The organism is Delftia sp. Lp-1, assembly GCF_020523835.1.
Classification (GTDB): Bacteria; Pseudomonadota; Gammaproteobacteria; order Burkholderiales; family Burkholderiaceae_C; genus Comamonas; species Comamonas acidovorans.
In genome coordinates, this window is record NZ_JAJALJ010000001.1 from 532,952 (window position 1) to 548,315 (window position 15,364).

Annotated in this window: 13 protein-coding genes; 3 read left to right on the forward strand and 10 right to left on the reverse strand. The window is 66.7% G+C overall.

Translation table 11 applies throughout. The annotated features are described in order from the left end of the window. Window positions 1-78 precede the first annotated feature (78 nt). Window positions 79-1,554: a glutamate synthase subunit beta gene (locus LGR64_RS02290; RefSeq protein WP_013800778.1), complete on the forward strand. Its 1,476-nt coding sequence runs from the start codon at window positions 79-81 to the stop codon at window positions 1,552-1,554. A 217-nt stretch (window positions 1,555-1,771) separates the two neighbouring features. On the opposite strand, the gene tatC is transcribed toward LGR64_RS02290, so the two are convergent. The 10 genes from tatC to galE all read right to left on the reverse strand — a co-directional run bounded on the left by tatC (window position 1,772) and on the right by galE (window position 8,483). Next, entirely contained in the window at window positions 1,772-2,596 is an 825-nt protein-coding gene (gene tatC / locus LGR64_RS02295) for a twin-arginine translocase subunit TatC (protein WP_096913951.1), read from the reverse strand. A gap of 150 nt (window positions 2,597-2,746) precedes the next feature. Next, window positions 2,747-3,244: a Sec-independent protein translocase protein TatB gene (tatB, locus tag LGR64_RS02300; RefSeq protein WP_016450990.1), complete on the reverse strand. Its 498-nt coding sequence runs from the start codon at window positions 3,242-3,244 to the stop codon at window positions 2,747-2,749. 21 nt (window positions 3,245-3,265) lie between these two features. Beyond that, on the reverse strand, window positions 3,266-3,505 hold the full coding sequence (tatA, locus tag LGR64_RS02305) for a Sec-independent protein translocase subunit TatA (protein ID WP_013800780.1): 240 nt from the start codon (window positions 3,503-3,505) through the stop codon (window positions 3,266-3,268). A gap of 193 nt (window positions 3,506-3,698) precedes the next feature. Next, window positions 3,699-4,061: a histidine triad nucleotide-binding protein gene (locus LGR64_RS02310; RefSeq protein WP_141835160.1), complete on the reverse strand. Its 363-nt coding sequence runs from the start codon at window positions 4,059-4,061 to the stop codon at window positions 3,699-3,701. A gap of 41 nt (window positions 4,062-4,102) precedes the next feature. Next, window positions 4,103-5,134, reverse strand: a complete 1,032-nt coding sequence (locus LGR64_RS02315; protein WP_088163820.1) for a patatin-like phospholipase family protein — start codon at window positions 5,132-5,134, stop codon at window positions 4,103-4,105. Window positions 5,135-5,153: 19 nt separating this feature from the next. Beyond that, window positions 5,154-5,546 (reverse strand): DUF4870 family protein, encoded by a 393-nt coding sequence (locus LGR64_RS02320; RefSeq protein WP_013800783.1) that lies wholly within the window; start codon window positions 5,544-5,546, stop codon window positions 5,154-5,156. Further along, window positions 5,543-5,956 carry a phosphoribosyl-ATP diphosphatase gene (locus LGR64_RS02325; RefSeq protein ID WP_141835157.1) on the reverse strand — a complete coding sequence of 138 codons (414 nt, stop codon included), beginning with the start codon at window positions 5,954-5,956 and terminating at the stop codon, window positions 5,543-5,545. Before LGR64_RS02325 ends, LGR64_RS02320 begins: the two co-directional genes overlap by 4 nt. Then, on the reverse strand, window positions 5,953-6,351 hold the full coding sequence (hisI, locus tag LGR64_RS02330; protein WP_013800785.1) for a phosphoribosyl-AMP cyclohydrolase: 399 nt from the start codon (window positions 6,349-6,351) through the stop codon (window positions 5,953-5,955). The genes LGR64_RS02325 and hisI overlap by 4 nt, the downstream gene beginning before the upstream one ends. A 244-nt stretch (window positions 6,352-6,595) precedes the next feature. Continuing rightward, window positions 6,596-7,396, reverse strand: a complete 801-nt coding sequence (hisF, locus tag LGR64_RS02335) for an imidazole glycerol phosphate synthase subunit HisF (RefSeq protein WP_013800786.1) — start codon at window positions 7,394-7,396, stop codon at window positions 6,596-6,598. Between the two features lie 76 nt (window positions 7,397-7,472). Beyond that, on the reverse strand, window positions 7,473-8,483 hold the full coding sequence (gene galE / locus LGR64_RS02340; RefSeq protein ID WP_088163824.1) for a UDP-glucose 4-epimerase GalE: 1,011 nt from the start codon (window positions 8,481-8,483) through the stop codon (window positions 7,473-7,475). A gap of 234 nt (window positions 8,484-8,717) precedes the next feature. On the opposite strand from galE, the gene LGR64_RS02345 reads away from it, so the two are divergent. Beyond that, on the forward strand, window positions 8,718-11,546 hold the full coding sequence (locus tag LGR64_RS02345; RefSeq protein ID WP_141835154.1) for a bifunctional glycoside hydrolase 114/ polysaccharide deacetylase family protein: 2,829 nt from the start codon (window positions 8,718-8,720) through the stop codon (window positions 11,544-11,546). Continuing rightward, window positions 11,512-15,351: a tetratricopeptide repeat protein gene (locus tag LGR64_RS02350; protein WP_230354946.1), complete on the forward strand. Its 3,840-nt coding sequence runs from the start codon at window positions 11,512-11,514 to the stop codon at window positions 15,349-15,351. The genes LGR64_RS02345 and LGR64_RS02350 overlap by 35 nt, the downstream gene beginning before the upstream one ends. Window positions 15,352-15,364: the final 13 nt, after the last annotated feature.

Consider the following 15,364-nt stretch of genomic DNA (forward strand, 5'->3'; position numbering starts at 1 on the left):
CAGGTCGTCAAAGGAAGCGAAGGATGCGGGCAGCGGCCCGCATCCATCCCTGCACCCCACACATCAGGACAACGAATCATGGGAAAGACCACCGGCTTCATGGAATATGAACGCCTCGAGGAGGGCTACGCGCCCGTCGTCGAGCGCGTGAAGCACTACAAGGAATTCGTCATCGGCCTCGATGACAGCCAGGCCAAGATCCAGGGCGCGCGCTGCATGGACTGCGGCACGCCGTTCTGCAACAGCGGCTGCCCGGTCAACAACATCATTCCGGACTTCAACGACCTGGTCTTCCACGGCGGCTGGAAGAGCGCCAGCGCCGTGCTGCACAGCACCAACAACTTCCCCGAGTTCACCGGCCGCATCTGCCCCGCGCCCTGCGAGGCCGCCTGCACCCTGAACATCAACGACGACGCCGTGGGCATCAAGTCCATCGAGCACGCCATCATCGACCGAGCCTGGGCCGAAGGCTGGGTCAAGCCCCTGCCCAGCAGCCGCAAGACCGGCAAGAAGGTCGCCGTGGTCGGCGCAGGCCCCGCAGGCCTGGCCGCATCGCAGCAACTGGCGCGCGCCGGCCACGATGTCACGCTGTTCGAGAAGAACGACCGCGTGGGCGGCCTGCTGCGCTACGGCATTCCCGACTTCAAGATGGAGAAGTCGCACATCGACCGCCGCGTCGAGCAGCTCGTGGCCGAAGGCGTCAAGATCCGTACCGGCGTGCTGGTGGCGGGCAAGGACGGCCTGGGCGAAGACTCCAAGGTCACCAACTGGGCCAAGGAAACCGTCAGCCCCGAGCAGCTCATGGCCGAGTTCGACGCCGTGCTGCTGACAGGCGGTGCCGAGCAGTCGCGCGACCTGCCCGTGCCGGGGCGCGAACTCAAGGGCATCCATTTCGCCATGGAGTTCCTGCCGCAGCAAAACAAGGTCAACGCCGGCGACAAGCTCAAAGGTCAGCTGCGGGCCGATGGCAAGCACGTCATCGTCATCGGTGGCGGCGACACCGGCTCCGACTGCGTGGGCACCAGCAACCGCCACGGCGCCGTCAGCGTGACCCAGTTCGAGCTGATGCCCATGCCGCCCGAGCAGGAGAACAAGCCCCTGGTCTGGCCCTACTGGCCGATCAAGCTGCGCACCAGCTCCAGCCACGAGGAAGGCTGCGAGCGCGAGTTCGCCATCGCCACCAAGGAGTTCATCGGCGAGAAGGGTCAGGTCACGGCCGTCAAGACCGTGCGCATCGAAATGAAGGACGGCAAGATGGTCGAGGTGCCCGGCAGCGAGCAGGTGCTCAAGGCCGATCTGGTGCTGCTGGCCATGGGCTTCGTCAGCCCCGTGCAGGCCGTGCTCGACGCCTTTGGCGTGGACAAGGACGCACGCGGCAACGCCAAGGCCACCACCGACTTCACAGGCGGCTACGCCACCAGCGTGCCCAAGCTGTTCGCCGCCGGCGACGTGCGCCGCGGGCAGTCCCTGGTCGTCTGGGCCATCCGCGAAGGCCGCCAGGCCGCTCGCTCCATCGACGAGTTCCTCATGGGCACGTCCGACCTGCCGCGTTGAGGTAGGCTCCCCCTGAGTCGCTTCGCGCCTTCCCCTCTCTACTCGCTGCGCGAGGGAGGGGGACGACAGCCTTGCTGCGGGGCGGCCCTTGCTCGCTGTCCCTGGGTTTGAAGTGCGCCAGTTTCGAATGCTCCGGACTGATATGAGAGAGTACGGTGGCTAAAGAAAAAGCCCTTGGTGATGAACCAAGGGCTTTTTGCTTTTCGTGCTGCGGGGGCTATTGCGCGGGCTTGTCGTCTGCTGGCTTGTCCACTGCGGTGCCGGGCTCGGCTTCTTCTTCCGGTGCCTTGGAGACGCGGCTGAACCAGCCGGCGCCCAGGATGCCTATTTCGTAAAGAATGCACATCGGAATGGCCAGGGCCAGCTGGGAGATCACGTCGGGCGGCGTGACCACGGCGGCGATGATGAAGGCCACCACGATGAAGTAGCCACGGAAGGACTTGAGCTTGGCAATGTCCACCAGGCCGAAGCGCACCAGCAGCATGACCACGATGGGCACCTGGAAGGCCAGGCCAAAGGCCAGGTACAGCGACAGGATGGCCTCCACATAGGAGGCGATGTCCGGCGTGGCCGCCACGCTGTCCGGGGTGAAGCCCTGGATGAAGGCAAACATCTTGTCGAGCACGAAGAACTGCACGAAGGCGATGCCGATATAGGCCAGCAGGCTACCGAAGATGATCAGCGGCAGCGCGAAGCGCTTCTCGTGGCTGTACAGGCCGGGCGCCACGAAAGCCCACATCTGGTACATGATCCAGGGCAGCACGGCCAGCACGCCCACCATCATCAGCACCTTGAGCGGTACGAAGAAGGGCGTGAACACGCCCACCGCGATGAGCTTGGCATCGGGCGGCATGTGGGCCTTGATCGGGTGGGCGATGAAGTCGATCAGCCCGTTGGGGCCGGGCCACACGGCCAGCACGGCGATCGCCAGACCGATGCCGTAGATGCAATAGAGCAGGCGGTCGCGTAGCTCCATCAGGTGCTGGACGAAAGGCTGCTCGGTGCCTGCCAGCTCGTCGTCTTTAGGTGGAATGTCGGACATGGTGCGAAACCGCGGCGGGCCGCAAGGGCATCCACGGACCTGGGGTGAAAAGCAGAAAGCCCGACGGATCGGGCAGGATTCGGCAATGGCGGGTGCCCGGGTGGCAGAGGTTGGGCTGGTTGCCTCGTGGCCCGCGGCGCGCCGGCATCTTCAGCGGGACTTCTGGGGGCGAAAGCGCGCCACGCGCGCCGCGCCCGACTGAGCCTTGGTGCGCACACCGGCACGGGCCTTGTACCACTGGGGCACGGCGGCACGCTTGAGGCGCCAGTTCTTGCCCGGGTGGCGGTAGGCCGGCGCCACGGCGCTGTACGTATCGCTGTCGGAGCCGTAGGAAGAGGAGTCGTACGAGGAAGACGTGCCGTTGAGCGCTGCCGTGGACTCGTTCCAGTCCTTCTCGAAGTTGGCGGCCGAAGTGTGGATGGATTGCTCGACGTCTCGCGCCGCGCCCTCCACGGTGTCCTTCATCTTGCGCAACTCGTCGAGTTCCATCGAACGGTTGACCTCGGCCTTCACATCGGAGACATAGCGCTGGGCCTTGCCCAGCAGGGTGCCGACGGTACGCGCCACGCGCGGCAGCTTCTCGGGACCAATGACCACGAGGGCCACGGCACCGATGAGCGCCATCTTGGAAAGGCCAATATCAAACATGGAAGCTTGGCGTGCGGGCCATCAGCTCTTTTGCTTGGCTTCGACGTCGATGGTGGTCTTGTCGGCAGCCGTCTGGCCGGCGACCTGGCCGGGAGCGGCTGCGGGAGTGTCGGTGGAGGTCGAACCGTCCTTCACGCCGTCCTTGAAGCCCTTGACGGCGCCGCCGAGGTCGGAACCGATGTTCTTCAGCTTCTTGGTGCCGAACACCAGAACCACGATGGCCAGGACGATCAGCCAATGCCAGATGGAAAACGAGCCCATGAGAATCTCTCCTAAGAATTGCAGGTCATTTTAGACGCCGGGCCATGGCGGCAGTTCGCAAGGCCCCACAAAAGCCGTTTGGCCGACGCAAGAAACAGGGGGTGCCTCAAGCAAGAGACGGGCCACCTTGTGCCGGGCGGCAGCCGTCTGCCGCAGGCAGCGTGGCCGCTGCGGCGTTTTCAGCCCTTTAGTTTCAGCCCTTGAGCCAGGGGCGGGGGCCGCCCATGACGTGGATATGCAGGTGGTGGACTTCCTGGCCGCCTTCGGTGCCCGTGTTGACCACCAGGCGAAAGCCGCCGTCCGGATACGGGTTGCAGCCTTGCTCGGCAGCCAGGCGGGGCGCCAGCGCCATCAGGCGGCCCAGCAGCGGGGCGTCCTCGGCCTGGACCTGGGCCATGGAGGGGATGTGCTTCTTGGGTACCATCAGGAAGTGGATGGGCGCGCCGGGATGGATGTCGTGGAAGGCGAAGACTTCTTCGTCCTCATAGACCTTGCGGGAAGGAATCTCGCCTTTGGTGATGCGGCAAAACAGGCAGTTCGGGGCGTGGTCGTGCATGGCGCTACAGGAATCCTGGGAGGCTGGCGGTAGGTTGGAAATCAGGCCGGATTGTCGTTGATGCGCAGCGTCTGGCGCACGCCGATGTCGCTGCGGTGCTGCTGGAGCCACTGCTGGCCCTGCTCGCGTCCGAGCTCGAACAGCTCGCGCACGAAGCGCATGTCGGAGCGCGTCTTGGTCGAGGCGCCATAGCCCTTGAGCACGGAGCCGCCGTCCACGCGGTGCAGCAGCACCTTTTTGTAGCGTGTCGGGTCCAGCTTGCCCTGCTCCAGCAGGCGCTTGACGAACTCGATGGCGCGCAACTCGGACAGCAGGCCGGCGTTGAAGGTGACCTCGTTCATGCGGTCCATGATGTCGGCCGCTGTATTGGGCAGGTCGGTGTGCTCGATGGGATTGATCTGCACCAGCAGGATGTCGCTGGACGCGGTGCCGTAGATCAGGGGATACAGGGCGGGATTGCCCGAGAAGCCGCCGTCCCAGTAAGGCTCGCCATCGATTTCCACGGCCTTGAACAGCTGGGGCAGGCAGGCCGAGGCCATGACCGCGTCGGCACTGAGTTTTCTGCCCGAAAAGATGCAGCCCCGGCCCGTGCGCACATTGGTGGCGCAGACAAAGACCTTGGGCACCACGCCCTCCACGGGCGGATGCGTCAGCGCCTCGAAATCCACGACCCGTTCGAGCAGCTTGCGCAGCGGGTTGATGTCCAGCGGGTTGGTCTGGTAGGGCGAGAAGAACTGGTTGAGCACGCCCATGAAGGGGCTGCCCGGCAGGGGCGCGCCCCACATCAGGCTGCCCATGGTGCCCACGCCTTCCCAGAGTTCGGTCAGCGTGGCGCGGGCCAGCTCGGCCCCCAGCGCCTGGGCGGCCACCGGATCGCTTTCCTGGCGTGCAGCCTTGGCAAAGCCCTGGGCCAGGGCCACGGCATTCATGGCACCGGCGCTGGTGCCGCTGATGCCGTCGAAGACAAGGCTGCCGTCTTCCAGCAGCGCATCCAGCACGCCCCAGGTCAGGGCACCGTGCGAGCCCCCGCCCTGCAGGGCGAGGTTGATCTTGCAGGTCGGGGTCGGAGTCATGGCGGTTTGCCCGGGACCTTCAGCGGTCCACGGCCTGGTTGCGGTTCATGGCGACCATGCCGCGCACGATGCGGTAGAGGAACCAGATGGAGATGACGGTCCAGGCGATCCAGCCGGGCACGAAGAACAGCAGCCACAGCGGCGCCGTGACCAAGTACAGGATGCCGGCCCAGATCACGCTGCGGATGCGCCACGAGAAGTGGTTGGCCATCCAGCTGCCTTCGGCGTCGCCGCGCTTGACCAGATCGATGATCAGGGCGATCACCAGCAGCGCAATGCTGGGCTGCGCACCCGGCACGACGGCGGCCACGGCCACCACCAGGTGCAGCAGGTAGCTGACCCAGCCCCAGGCCTTGAGGCCTTCGATGCGGGACTGGTCCAGGGCACGGACTTCGATGTAATCGTCATTCATGGCAGCGGTCCTTTCTCGTTCACATCACGTTCCTGGGCCTTGCGCAGCGCCTTTTCCTCGATGCCGCTAGTGCCTTCGCGGCGTTCCAGCTCGGCAACGACCTGGGCGGGCGTCAGGCCATAGTGGGCCAGGGCGATCATGCTATGGAACCACAGATCGGCCACTTCGTAGAGGATTTTGCCGGCGTCTCCGCCATGGTCTGCGTCCTTGGCGGCCATGACCACTTCGGTGGCCTCTTCGCCGATCTTCTTCAGAAAGGCATCCGGGCCCTTGTGCAGCAGGCGGGCGACGTAGCTCTTGTCGGGGTCGCCGCCGTTGGCGGGCTTGCGGCTTTCGATGACGGCGGCCAGGCGCGCCAGGGCGTCCAGCGAGGAAGTGCTTGCGGTTTCGTTCATGTTCGTGGAATTCATTTGTAGATCGATTCGGGGTCTTTCAAGACCGGATCGACGGCCTGCCACTGGCCGTTCTGCAGCACGCTGTAGAAGCAGCTGTGGCGCCCCGTGTGGCAGGCAATGCCGGGCTCGTGGCCGGTCTGGGTGATCTTGAGCAGGACCACGTCGTTGTCGCAGTCGATGCGCACCTCGTGCACGGTCTGCACGTGGCCCGATTCCTCGCCCTTGAACCACAGCTTGTTGCGCGAGCGGCTGAAGTAGACGGCGCGGCCCAGCTCGGCCGTCTTGGCCAGGGCCTCGCGGTTCATCCAGGCGAACATCATCACGTCGCCCGTGTCCTTTTCCTGCGCGATCACGGGCACCAGGCCCTGCGCATCCCATTTGACTTGATCTAGCCAGTTCATTGCCTGCATTGTGAATATCCTGGGTGGGCATCCCTGTGACAGGATTGTCAGGAATTGCCTGGATTGAAAATACACCCCCTGAGTCGCTTCGCGCCTTCCCCCTCTCTCGCTGCGCGGGAGGGAGACGACAGCCTTGCTGCGGGGCGGCCCTTGCTCGCTGTCCCTGGTCCCTTGGGCCGCGCCGGTTTCATGGGTTGTGGGCGGCGCGAGCGCCATGGAAAACTGAAATGAAGGAGTCCGCCGACGCGCCGTATCAGAGGCGCACGGGCACGCCGCGCTCGGCCATGCGCTGCTTGGCCTGGCCCACGGTGAATTCGCCGTAGTGGAAGATGCTGGCGGCCAGCACCGCGTCGGCGCCGCCCAGGGTCACGCCATCGGCCAGGTCGTCCAGCGAGCCCACGCCGCCCGAGGCGATCACGGGCACGGGCACGGCGTCGCTGACGGCGCGCGTGAGCTTCAGGTCGAACCCGGACTTGGTGCCGTCGCGGTCCATGCTGGTCAGCAGGATCTCGCCCGCGCCGCGGCGCGCCATTTCGGCGGCCCACTGCACGGCATCCAGGCCGGTGTTCTTGCGTCCACCGTGGCTGTACACGTCCCAGCCGGGGCCGGCAGCGCGGCCATCGGCGCCGATGCGCTGCTCGTCCTCGGCCGTGCGCCGCTTGGCATCGATGGCCACGACGATGCATTGCGCGCCGTACTTGTCCGAGGCCGCATTGATCACATCGGGATTGGCGATGGCGGCCGAGTTGAAGCTGGTCTTGTCGGCGCCCGCGTTGAGCAGGCGGCGCACGTCCTCGACGGTGCGCACACCGCCGCCGACGGTCAGGGGAATGAAGACCTGGCTGGCCACGGACTCGATGATGGGCAGGATCAGGTCGCGCCCGTCGCTGGTGGCCGTGATGTCCAGGAAGGTCAGCTCGTCCGCGCCCTGGGCGTTGTAGCGCGCGGCGATCTCCACCGGGTCGCCCGCATCGCGCAGCTCCACGAAGTTCACGCCTTTGACGACGCGCCCTCCCGTGACGTCAAGACAGGGGATGATGCGTTTGGCAAGCATGGGCAGACTCGTGGCTAGGGCGTGAAACAAGGGCGAAAAGATACCACGCCCTCGGCGCCCGCAGGCGCTGCGGGGTTCAGCGCTTGAGGCCTGCGGCCTGGCTTTGCCAGCGCCATGCGTCCTCGCACATGCGGTCCAGGTCCAGCATGGCCTTCCAGCCCAGCAGGCGCTCGGCCTCGGCGGGGTCGGCCCAGCACTGGGCCACGTCGCCGGGACGGCGCGCCACGATCTGGTAGGGCACGGGGCGGCCGCTGGCGCGCTCGAAGGCCTTGACCATCTCCAGCACCGAGACCGGGCGCCCCGTGCCCAGGTTCACGGTCAGCAGGCCCTGCTGCTCGCGCAGATAGCGCAGCGCCGCCAGGTGGCCGCGCGCCAGGTCGGTGACGTGGATGTAGTCGCGCACGCCCGTGCCGTCCGGCGTCGCATAGTCATCGCCATAGACACTGAGCTGCTGGCGCTGGCCGATGGCGACCTGCGACACATAGGGCATGAGGTTGTTGGGGATGTCGCGCGGGTCCTCGCCGATCAGGCCGCTTTCATGGGCGCCCACGGGGTTGAAGTAGCGCAGCCTTGCCAGGCTCCATTGGCCGGGCTCGGCCCTGTCCAGGTCGGCCAGCATTTCCTCGATCCACAGCTTGCTGCGGCCGTAGGGGTTGGTGGCGGACAGCGGAAAGTCTTCGCGGATCGGCAGGCTGGCCGGATCGCCGTAGACCGTGGCCGAGGAGGAGAACACCAGGCTGTGCACGCCCGCCGTCCGCATGGCCTGCAGCAGGGCGACCGTGCCGCCCACGTTGTGTTCGTAGTAGCGCAGTGGCTGGGCCACGGATTCGCCCACGGCCTTGAGCGCGGCGAAGTGGATCACCTCTTGGATGCAATGCTGGGCAAACAGCCGGTCCAGCGCGGCGCGGTCGCGCACGTCGCCTTCCACGCACAGCGGGCGCCGGCCCGTGATGCGTTCCATGCGGTCGAGCACGTCGGCGCTGCTGTTGCTGAAGTTGTCGTAGATCAGGTAGGGCTCGCCTGCGGCGGCCAGCTCCACGCAGGTGTGGGAGCCGATGAAGCCGGCGCCGCCTGTGACCAGGATCATGAATACCTCTCATTGGTGATTTTTTGGCGTGCCTAGTATCGCAATAACCCAGCTTCTCCCCGGGTTCAAGTGCGCTGAGCACAAAAGTAGGAAGAAAACACGTTTGTAGACAAACAACGTTATGCTCGGCCCGCATTTCGTCGAATTGACGATAGCTTTCATCAAATTGCTAAGAAATTTGATGCATAAAAACTATGAATTGATGGGGCGTCACCATGCCCCGAGGAGAAGGCCGTGAACGGTTTCCTGCGAAGCTGCCTGGTCTGCTGGGGGTTGCTGTGCGGCTGGGTGGTGCAGGCTGCCGAACCCGCGGTGGCTGTCTATTACGGGAACAAGGCATCGCTCAGTGAATTGAGCCTCTACGACATTGCCGTCGTGGAGCCGGGCCATGGCTATGACCCGGTCCGGTTCCGCACGCAGGCCCCGGGCAGCGAACTGTATGCCTACGCTTCCGTGGCCGAGGTGCTGCCCGAGCGCGCCTACTTCGGCAAGATTCCCGAGGCCTGGAAGATGGCGCGCAATGGCGCCTGGCAGTCCATCGTCCTGGACCAGACGCCTGCCCAGTGGCCCGCTTTCTTTGCCGACGAGGTGATCGCACCGCTGTGGAAGCAGGGCTTTCGCGGCTTCTTCCTGGACACGCTGGACTCCTACCGCCTGGCCGCGAATTTCGACGAAAAGGCCCAGCAGGACGGCCTGGTGCGCGTCATCGAGACGCTGCACCAGCGCTACCCCGGCATCCGGCTGATCCTGAACCGGGGCTTCGAGATCGTGCCGCGCGTGCGCGACAAGGTGCAGATGGTGGCGGCGGAGTCGCTGTTGCGGGGCTGGGATGCCAGCCTCAAGCGCTATGTGAACGTGCCCGAGAAAGACCGTGAATGGCTGCTGCAGCAACTGCAGACCATCCGCGAGCGTGACCGCCTGCCGGTGCTGTCCATCGACTACGTGGCCCCGCATGACCGCGACGCCACGCGCGAGACGGCCCGCCGCATTGCGCAGCTGGGCATCATCCCCTGGGTGTCGGATGCAGGCCTGCAGACCCTGGGCATAGGCCAGGTGGAGGCGGTGGCACGCAGGGTGTTGATCCTCTACAACGGTGCCGACTATCCGTCCATCAACGGCGCATCGGCGCACCGCTTTCTGGAAATGCCCATCAACTACATGGGCTACGTTGCCGACTACGCCGATGTGCGCGAGCCCCTGCCCGAAGGCGTGTCACGCGACCGCTACGCCGGCGTGGTGAGCTGGTTCGGCGGCGCGGTGCCCGATATGCGGGCCAAAAGCGTGCGGCAGTGGCTGGCCAACCAGGTGCAGCAGGGCATGCCGCTGCTGGTGCTCAATACGCTGGGCCTGTCCCAGGACCGCACCATGTCGGCCGCCCTGGGAACGCGCAGCACGGAAGCAGCACCCGTGTTCCCGCTGCGGCGCGCCGAAAAGGCGCCGGTCATGGGTTTCGAGATACAGCCGGCCGAGCCAGCGCACGATTACGAAGGCTGGGAGTTCACGCCGCAGATGACCAGGGGCAGCCGCGAGTTGCTGTCCTTCGACGACAAGCGGGGGCGCCGCTTCGTGTCAGCCGCCATCACGCCCTGGGGCGGCTTTGCTCTAATGCCCTATGTGGTGGTGGGCATGCCGGGCACCGACCAGTCGCGCTGGGTGATCGACCCCTTCGCGCTGTTGCGCGAGGCGCTGCGCCTCCAGGACTTTCCGGCGCCCGACGTCACCACCGAGAACGGCCGCCGCCTGCTGCTGGCCCATGTGGACGGGGACGGCTTTCCCTCCAAGGCCGAGCTGCCGGGCACGCCCTTCGCGGGCGAAGTGCTGCGCCGCGAGATTCTGGAGCGCTACAGGATTCCGCACACCATCTCGGTCATCGAGGCCGAAGTCTCGCCGCAGGGCCTGTATCCGCAGTGGGCCGACCAGCTGGAGGGCATTGCCAAGCGCATCTTCGCCATGCCCCATGTCGAGATCGCCAGCCATTCCTATTCCCATCCCTTCTTCTGGGAGCCCGGGGCAGCGCCCGACGGGGATGACAGCAAGGAGGTGAACCTCAACCTCCACATCCCCGGCTACCAGATGGACATGAACCGGGAGATCAATGGCTCGGTCGACTACATCCGCAAGCGCCTGGCGCCGCCCGGCAAGCCGGTGGACGTGTTCCTGTGGACCGGCAACACGGCGCCCAGCGCCGAGGCCCTGGCCATCTCCGACGCGGCGGGACTGCTCAACATGAATGGCGGAGACACGGCCATCACGCGCAGCAATCCCTCGCTGACCGAGGTGCGCAGCTGGGGTCTGCGCAAGGGCGGCCACCTGCAGATCTATGCGCCCGTCACCAACGAGAACATCTACACCAACCTCTGGCACGGGCCGTTCTACGGCTTCGAGCGCGTCATCGAGACCTTCGAGATGACCGAGGCTCCCCGTCGCCTGAAGGCCGTGGACATCTACTACCACTCCTACTCCGCCAGCAAGCAGGCCAGCATCAAGGCGCTGCACAGGATCTACCAGTGGGCGCTGGCGCAGCGGCTGAACCCGGTCTACAGCTCCGAGTACATCCGCAAGGTGCAGGATTTCTACGAATTCGCCATCGGCCGCGACGCGCAGGGCTGGCGCTTGCGGGGTCCGGGCCAGCTGCGCACGCTGCGCATGCCGCCCGGCATGGCCCTGCCTTCCATGGCTGCCAGCAGCGGCATTGCCGGCTATGCCAAGGGGGCAGATGGCAGCTACCTGCATCTGGCCGGCAGCGCCGGATACCTGGTGCAACAGGCGCAACAGGACGCTGCAGGCGCGGCCGCCCACGCGGCGCGCCCCTATCTGGTGGATGCCAATGCCCGGCTCACGCAATGGCAGCCCCAGGCCGACGGCGGCGTGCGCTTCGCCCTGCAGGGCCATGTGCCGCTGGAGCTGCGCATGTACCTGCCTGCCGGCTGTTCGCTGAGTTCCTCGAACGCCGCCACGCCCCTCCTTGCCGTGGCGGGTGCCGATACCGGCAACGCCAACCTCCGTTCCTTCAGAAGTACCCAAAACAGTGTCGAACTCCAAGCGCAATGCCGGGGGCTCTGAGCGCCCCATCACGGTTCCCTTCTGGCTGATCGCGCTGCTGGCGGTACTGATCGGTGGCGCCCTGTGGATGCTGTTTCCCAAGCAGGATCTGGAGCGCCGGCTCTCTGTCACCGGAGATGACTCCGAGCTGTCCTACAACTACCTGAGCAACCTGCTCAAGAGCGATCCCGGCAACGAGAACCTGCGCGCCCTGCTCAAGGCCAAGGAAGAGCGCTTGCAGGCCATCAAGCTGGCGCGGGAAGAGGCGGCCAAGCAGGCACTGCCCAGCGCAGCCGTCCAGGCCTGGGATCACTGGCAGGCCGCCTACCAGGGCTATCTGGAGGCGCAAAAGCAGGACCACCGCGCGGGCGGCCAGGCCGAGGTGCTGGCGCCGCAGGTGATGCAGGCGTTGAAGGACGTGCCGCTGCAGGGGCTGACCCAGGAGCAGGCGCTGTACCTGGCCTCGTCGGCGCTGGTGCTCAAGGACGCACCGCTGGCCCTGGGCATCTACGACGACGTGGCAGGCCGCCAGGCCGATCCCGCGCGCAAGGCGCAGGTCTATGAATCCGCAGCGCGGCAGGCGCTGGGCATGTCCCTGTACGAGGAATCGGCCCGGCTGCTGCGCCAGGCCAGCGCCACGACCGAAGACGTCCAGCAGTCGCGCGCCTATCTCTGGCAGGCCCTGCAGGTGCTGCAGTCCGGCAACCGTGCCAACGAAGCGCTGGCACTGGCGCGCCAGCAGGAAGAACTGCTGGGCAGCGACCCCGAGACGCTGCGAAAGCTCATCGGCCTGGCGCGCGCGGCCGGCAACCGGGCCGAGGCCGAGCGCTATGCCAAGCGGCTGCTGCAGCTGTCGCTGCTGCAGCAATGGCAGACGCAGGTGGCCGGGGCTTCGGGTGTCGGTCCGGACCCGGTTGCCGACGACGGCGCCTGGGCGCTGCAGCCCGTGGCCTGGACCGCGCCGGGCTGGCGCATGCTGCGCACGGCCGATCCCGTGCGCAAGCCGCCGCCGGGCCTGCCCTTTGACGACAAGACCTACCTGCTGGGCTACGAGGTGTTCCTCGAAAACCGCAACCTGGAAGATGCCTGGCGCGTGGCCACGGCCGCCGTGCGCCAGGCGCCGCAGGACATGGCCTGGCGCGAACGCCTGGCCCAGGTGTCCGAATGGATGGGGCAGCAGCAGCAGGCCCTGGACAGTTGGCTGGTCATTGCGCAGAACACGGGGCGCGAGGATGCCTGGAAGACGGTGATGCGCCTGGCGCCGGGCCTGTTCGACGACCGGGCCCTGATTGCCGGCCTGCGCCACCAGTTGAGCCGCCGTCCCCAGGATGCCGCGCTGCAGCAGGCGCTGGTCCAGGCCTACGAGCGCCAGGCCGAGCCCGGCGAGGCCATCGACTATCTGCAAAAGCACGGCAGCACGCCGCAGTCCCAGATCCTGCTGGCCCAGCTGGCCGAACGCGCAGGCCGGTCGCAACTGGCGCTGCAGGCCTGGAAGCGTGTGCTTGCCGATCCCGAGCAGCGCACGCCGGCCCATGCCATGCCCGCCGCCGTGCTCGCGCTGCTGCAGGGCGAGCCGGCCCTGGGCCTGCGCTGGCTGGAGGATGCGCAGACGCGCATTCCCGCCGGAATGCAGGACGAGGGCGAGTACTGGCGCCTGCTGGGCGACCTGGCCCAGGACCAGCGCCAGGAAGCACTGACGCTGAAGGCCTACCGCCGCCTGCTGCAGACGCCGCACGCCGGCATCAGCGACTACGACGAGGTGATACGCCTGCTGCAGCGCGCCGACCGGCGCGAGGCGGCCCGGATGTCCCTGCACGCCTGGGAGCAGTTCCATGACGTGCGCCATCTGACGCAGGCCTTCTACCTGCTGGAGGACCTGGAGGACTGGACCCAGATCGGCAGCCAGGTCGAACGCATCTTGGCCGACCCGGCCCTGGTCAAGCGCCTGCAGGGCCAGCCCACCTTCTTCCAGATACTGGGCGCCTACTACCAGCGCACGGCGCAATCGAAAAAGGCCATGGAGGCCTTCGAGAAGGGCCTGGCGCTGGACCCCGGCTCCACGCCGCTGCGCCAGGGCCTGATGTGGCTGCTGATCGACACGCAGAATGCGGCGGCCCTCAAGCTGCTGCTGGCGGCGGCCGAGCCTGTCTGGGCGCGCGATGCCGACATGCACGGCGCCCTGGCGGCGGCCTACATGACGCTGTCGCGCCCGGCCGTTGCGCTGGAACGCTATCTGAAGCCGCACCGCGCCGAGCATGCCGACGACTTCCTGTGGATGATGCAGTACGCCGATGCGCTGGAGCAGAACCAGCAGGCCGATCGGGCCTGGAGCCTGAGGCAGCAGCTGTGGACGCGCGAGAAGGTGCGGGCACGCGCCCAGGACGGCGCAGCGGCCCTGGCCGCCCGCAGATGGCTGACGGCCGAGGGGCTGGACGAGGTTCAGCGCCAGGCCCGCAGCCGGCTCATGCTCTTTCATACGCAGGGCGATGCCGAATTCGCCCTGATGCGCGAGCTGCTGCGCATGGACCTGGAAGGCGGGCGCCGCGAGCATTCCGCCGCGGCGGCCGAGCTGGCCATTGCCTGGCTGCAGGAGCGCGGCGAGTACCAGGCCGAGCGTGGTTACCTGTGGCAGCAGTACGCGCGCAGCCGCAGCAAGAGCACCAGCTCGCCGCTGTGGGCCGAGATCACGGTGGCTTTGGCGGAAAAGGATGTGGCCCAGGCCGGGCAGCTGCTGCAGCGCCATGACGAGGCGCTGCCGCGCTATGACCGCATCAACGCGGCAGCCATGGTCGGCGATGTGCGGCTGGCGCAGACGGCGGCTTTCGAGAACATGGCCGACCAGCCCGACGACGATCCCCTGCACCTGGCGCTGACCGAGCAGCTGCTGGCCTTCAGCGACTACGGCGGCCTGCAACTGCGCAACCGCCGCATGGACGCCATCGACGAGCAGGTCTCCCGGCTGCGCTGGCATGTGGGCCTGAACCCCCGCTGGGCGCTGGACCTGGATGCCGAGGACGTGCGCCGCACGGTCAACAAAAACACCCTGGTGCGCGGCCCCTCGCAGGAGCGGGGCATCGGCCTTCGCCTGACGCGCAAGACGCAGTCGGCCTCCAGCGAATTCATGCTGGGCCGGCGCGAAAGCCTGGAGGGCTACACGCCCATGCAGTTCACGCAGACCTACAACGTGGACAGCCGCTGGAGCCTGCAGGCATCACTGGGCCGGCACCTGGCCACGCAGGAAACGCTGGCCATGCGCATGGGCGGCATGAAGGACCGCGTGTCGCTGGGCAGCAGCTACCAGCTCTCGCGCCTGGACCAGATCACGCTGGAGCTGGCATCGGAGCGCTACCGCGTGCAAAGCGGCGCACGCGTGGGCTCCGGCAACCATGCGACGCTGCAATACCTGCACACCTACCGCAGCGAGGCGCCCACCCTGCAGTTCGGTGCCTTCACCTCCTGGCACCGCTACAGCCGCAACGACCCGGCGCTGCTGCAGGGCCGGGATGCTGCCATCCTGGGTTACCTGCCGCCGTTCAACGATCCCACCATCGACTATCTGCTGCCGCGCAGTTTCCGCTTCTCGGGCCTGCAGATGATGTTCAACACGGGCTACGAACAGCAGTACACGCGCGCGCTGCGGCCCTACGCCAGCCTGGCCCTGACGCACCACAGCGTCAACGGCGCGGGCTACGAGCTGGGCATGGGCCTGGCCACCAGCCTGTTCGGCGCGGACCACCTCGCGCTGGGCCTGAATCTGTCCAAGTCGGGCATCAACACCGTGGGCAATACCCGCGAGCTGTTGCTGACCTACCGCCTCCACTACTGATCCGAAGACTTCA

Excerpts from the sequence above, each read along its gene's own strand:
- LGR64_RS02290 (WP_013800778.1), top strand. The coding sequence starts at position 79 with ATGGGAAAGACCACCGGCTTCATGGAATATGAACGCCTCGAGGAGGGC.
- tatC (WP_096913951.1), bottom strand. The coding sequence starts at position 2,596 with ATGTCCGACATTCCACCTAAAGACGACGAGCTGGCAGGCACCGAGCAG.
- tatB (WP_016450990.1), bottom strand. The coding sequence starts at position 3,244 with ATGTTTGATATTGGCCTTTCCAAGATGGCGCTCATCGGTGCCGTGGCC.
- tatA (WP_013800780.1), bottom strand. The coding sequence starts at position 3,505 with ATGGGCTCGTTTTCCATCTGGCATTGGCTGATCGTCCTGGCCATCGTG.
- LGR64_RS02310 (WP_141835160.1), bottom strand. The coding sequence starts at position 4,061 with ATGCACGACCACGCCCCGAACTGCCTGTTTTGCCGCATCACCAAAGGC.
- LGR64_RS02315 (WP_088163820.1), bottom strand. The coding sequence starts at position 5,134 with ATGACTCCGACCCCGACCTGCAAGATCAACCTCGCCCTGCAGGGCGGG.
- LGR64_RS02320 (WP_013800783.1), bottom strand. The coding sequence starts at position 5,546 with ATGAATGACGATTACATCGAAGTCCGTGCCCTGGACCAGTCCCGCATC.
- LGR64_RS02325 (WP_141835157.1), bottom strand. The coding sequence starts at position 5,956 with ATGAATTCCACGAACATGAACGAAACCGCAAGCACTTCCTCGCTGGAC.
- hisI (WP_013800785.1), bottom strand. The coding sequence starts at position 6,351 with ATGCAGGCAATGAACTGGCTAGATCAAGTCAAATGGGATGCGCAGGGC.
- hisF (WP_013800786.1), bottom strand. The coding sequence starts at position 7,396 with ATGCTTGCCAAACGCATCATCCCCTGTCTTGACGTCACGGGAGGGCGC.
- galE (WP_088163824.1), bottom strand. The coding sequence starts at position 8,483 with ATGATCCTGGTCACAGGCGGCGCCGGCTTCATCGGCTCCCACACCTGC.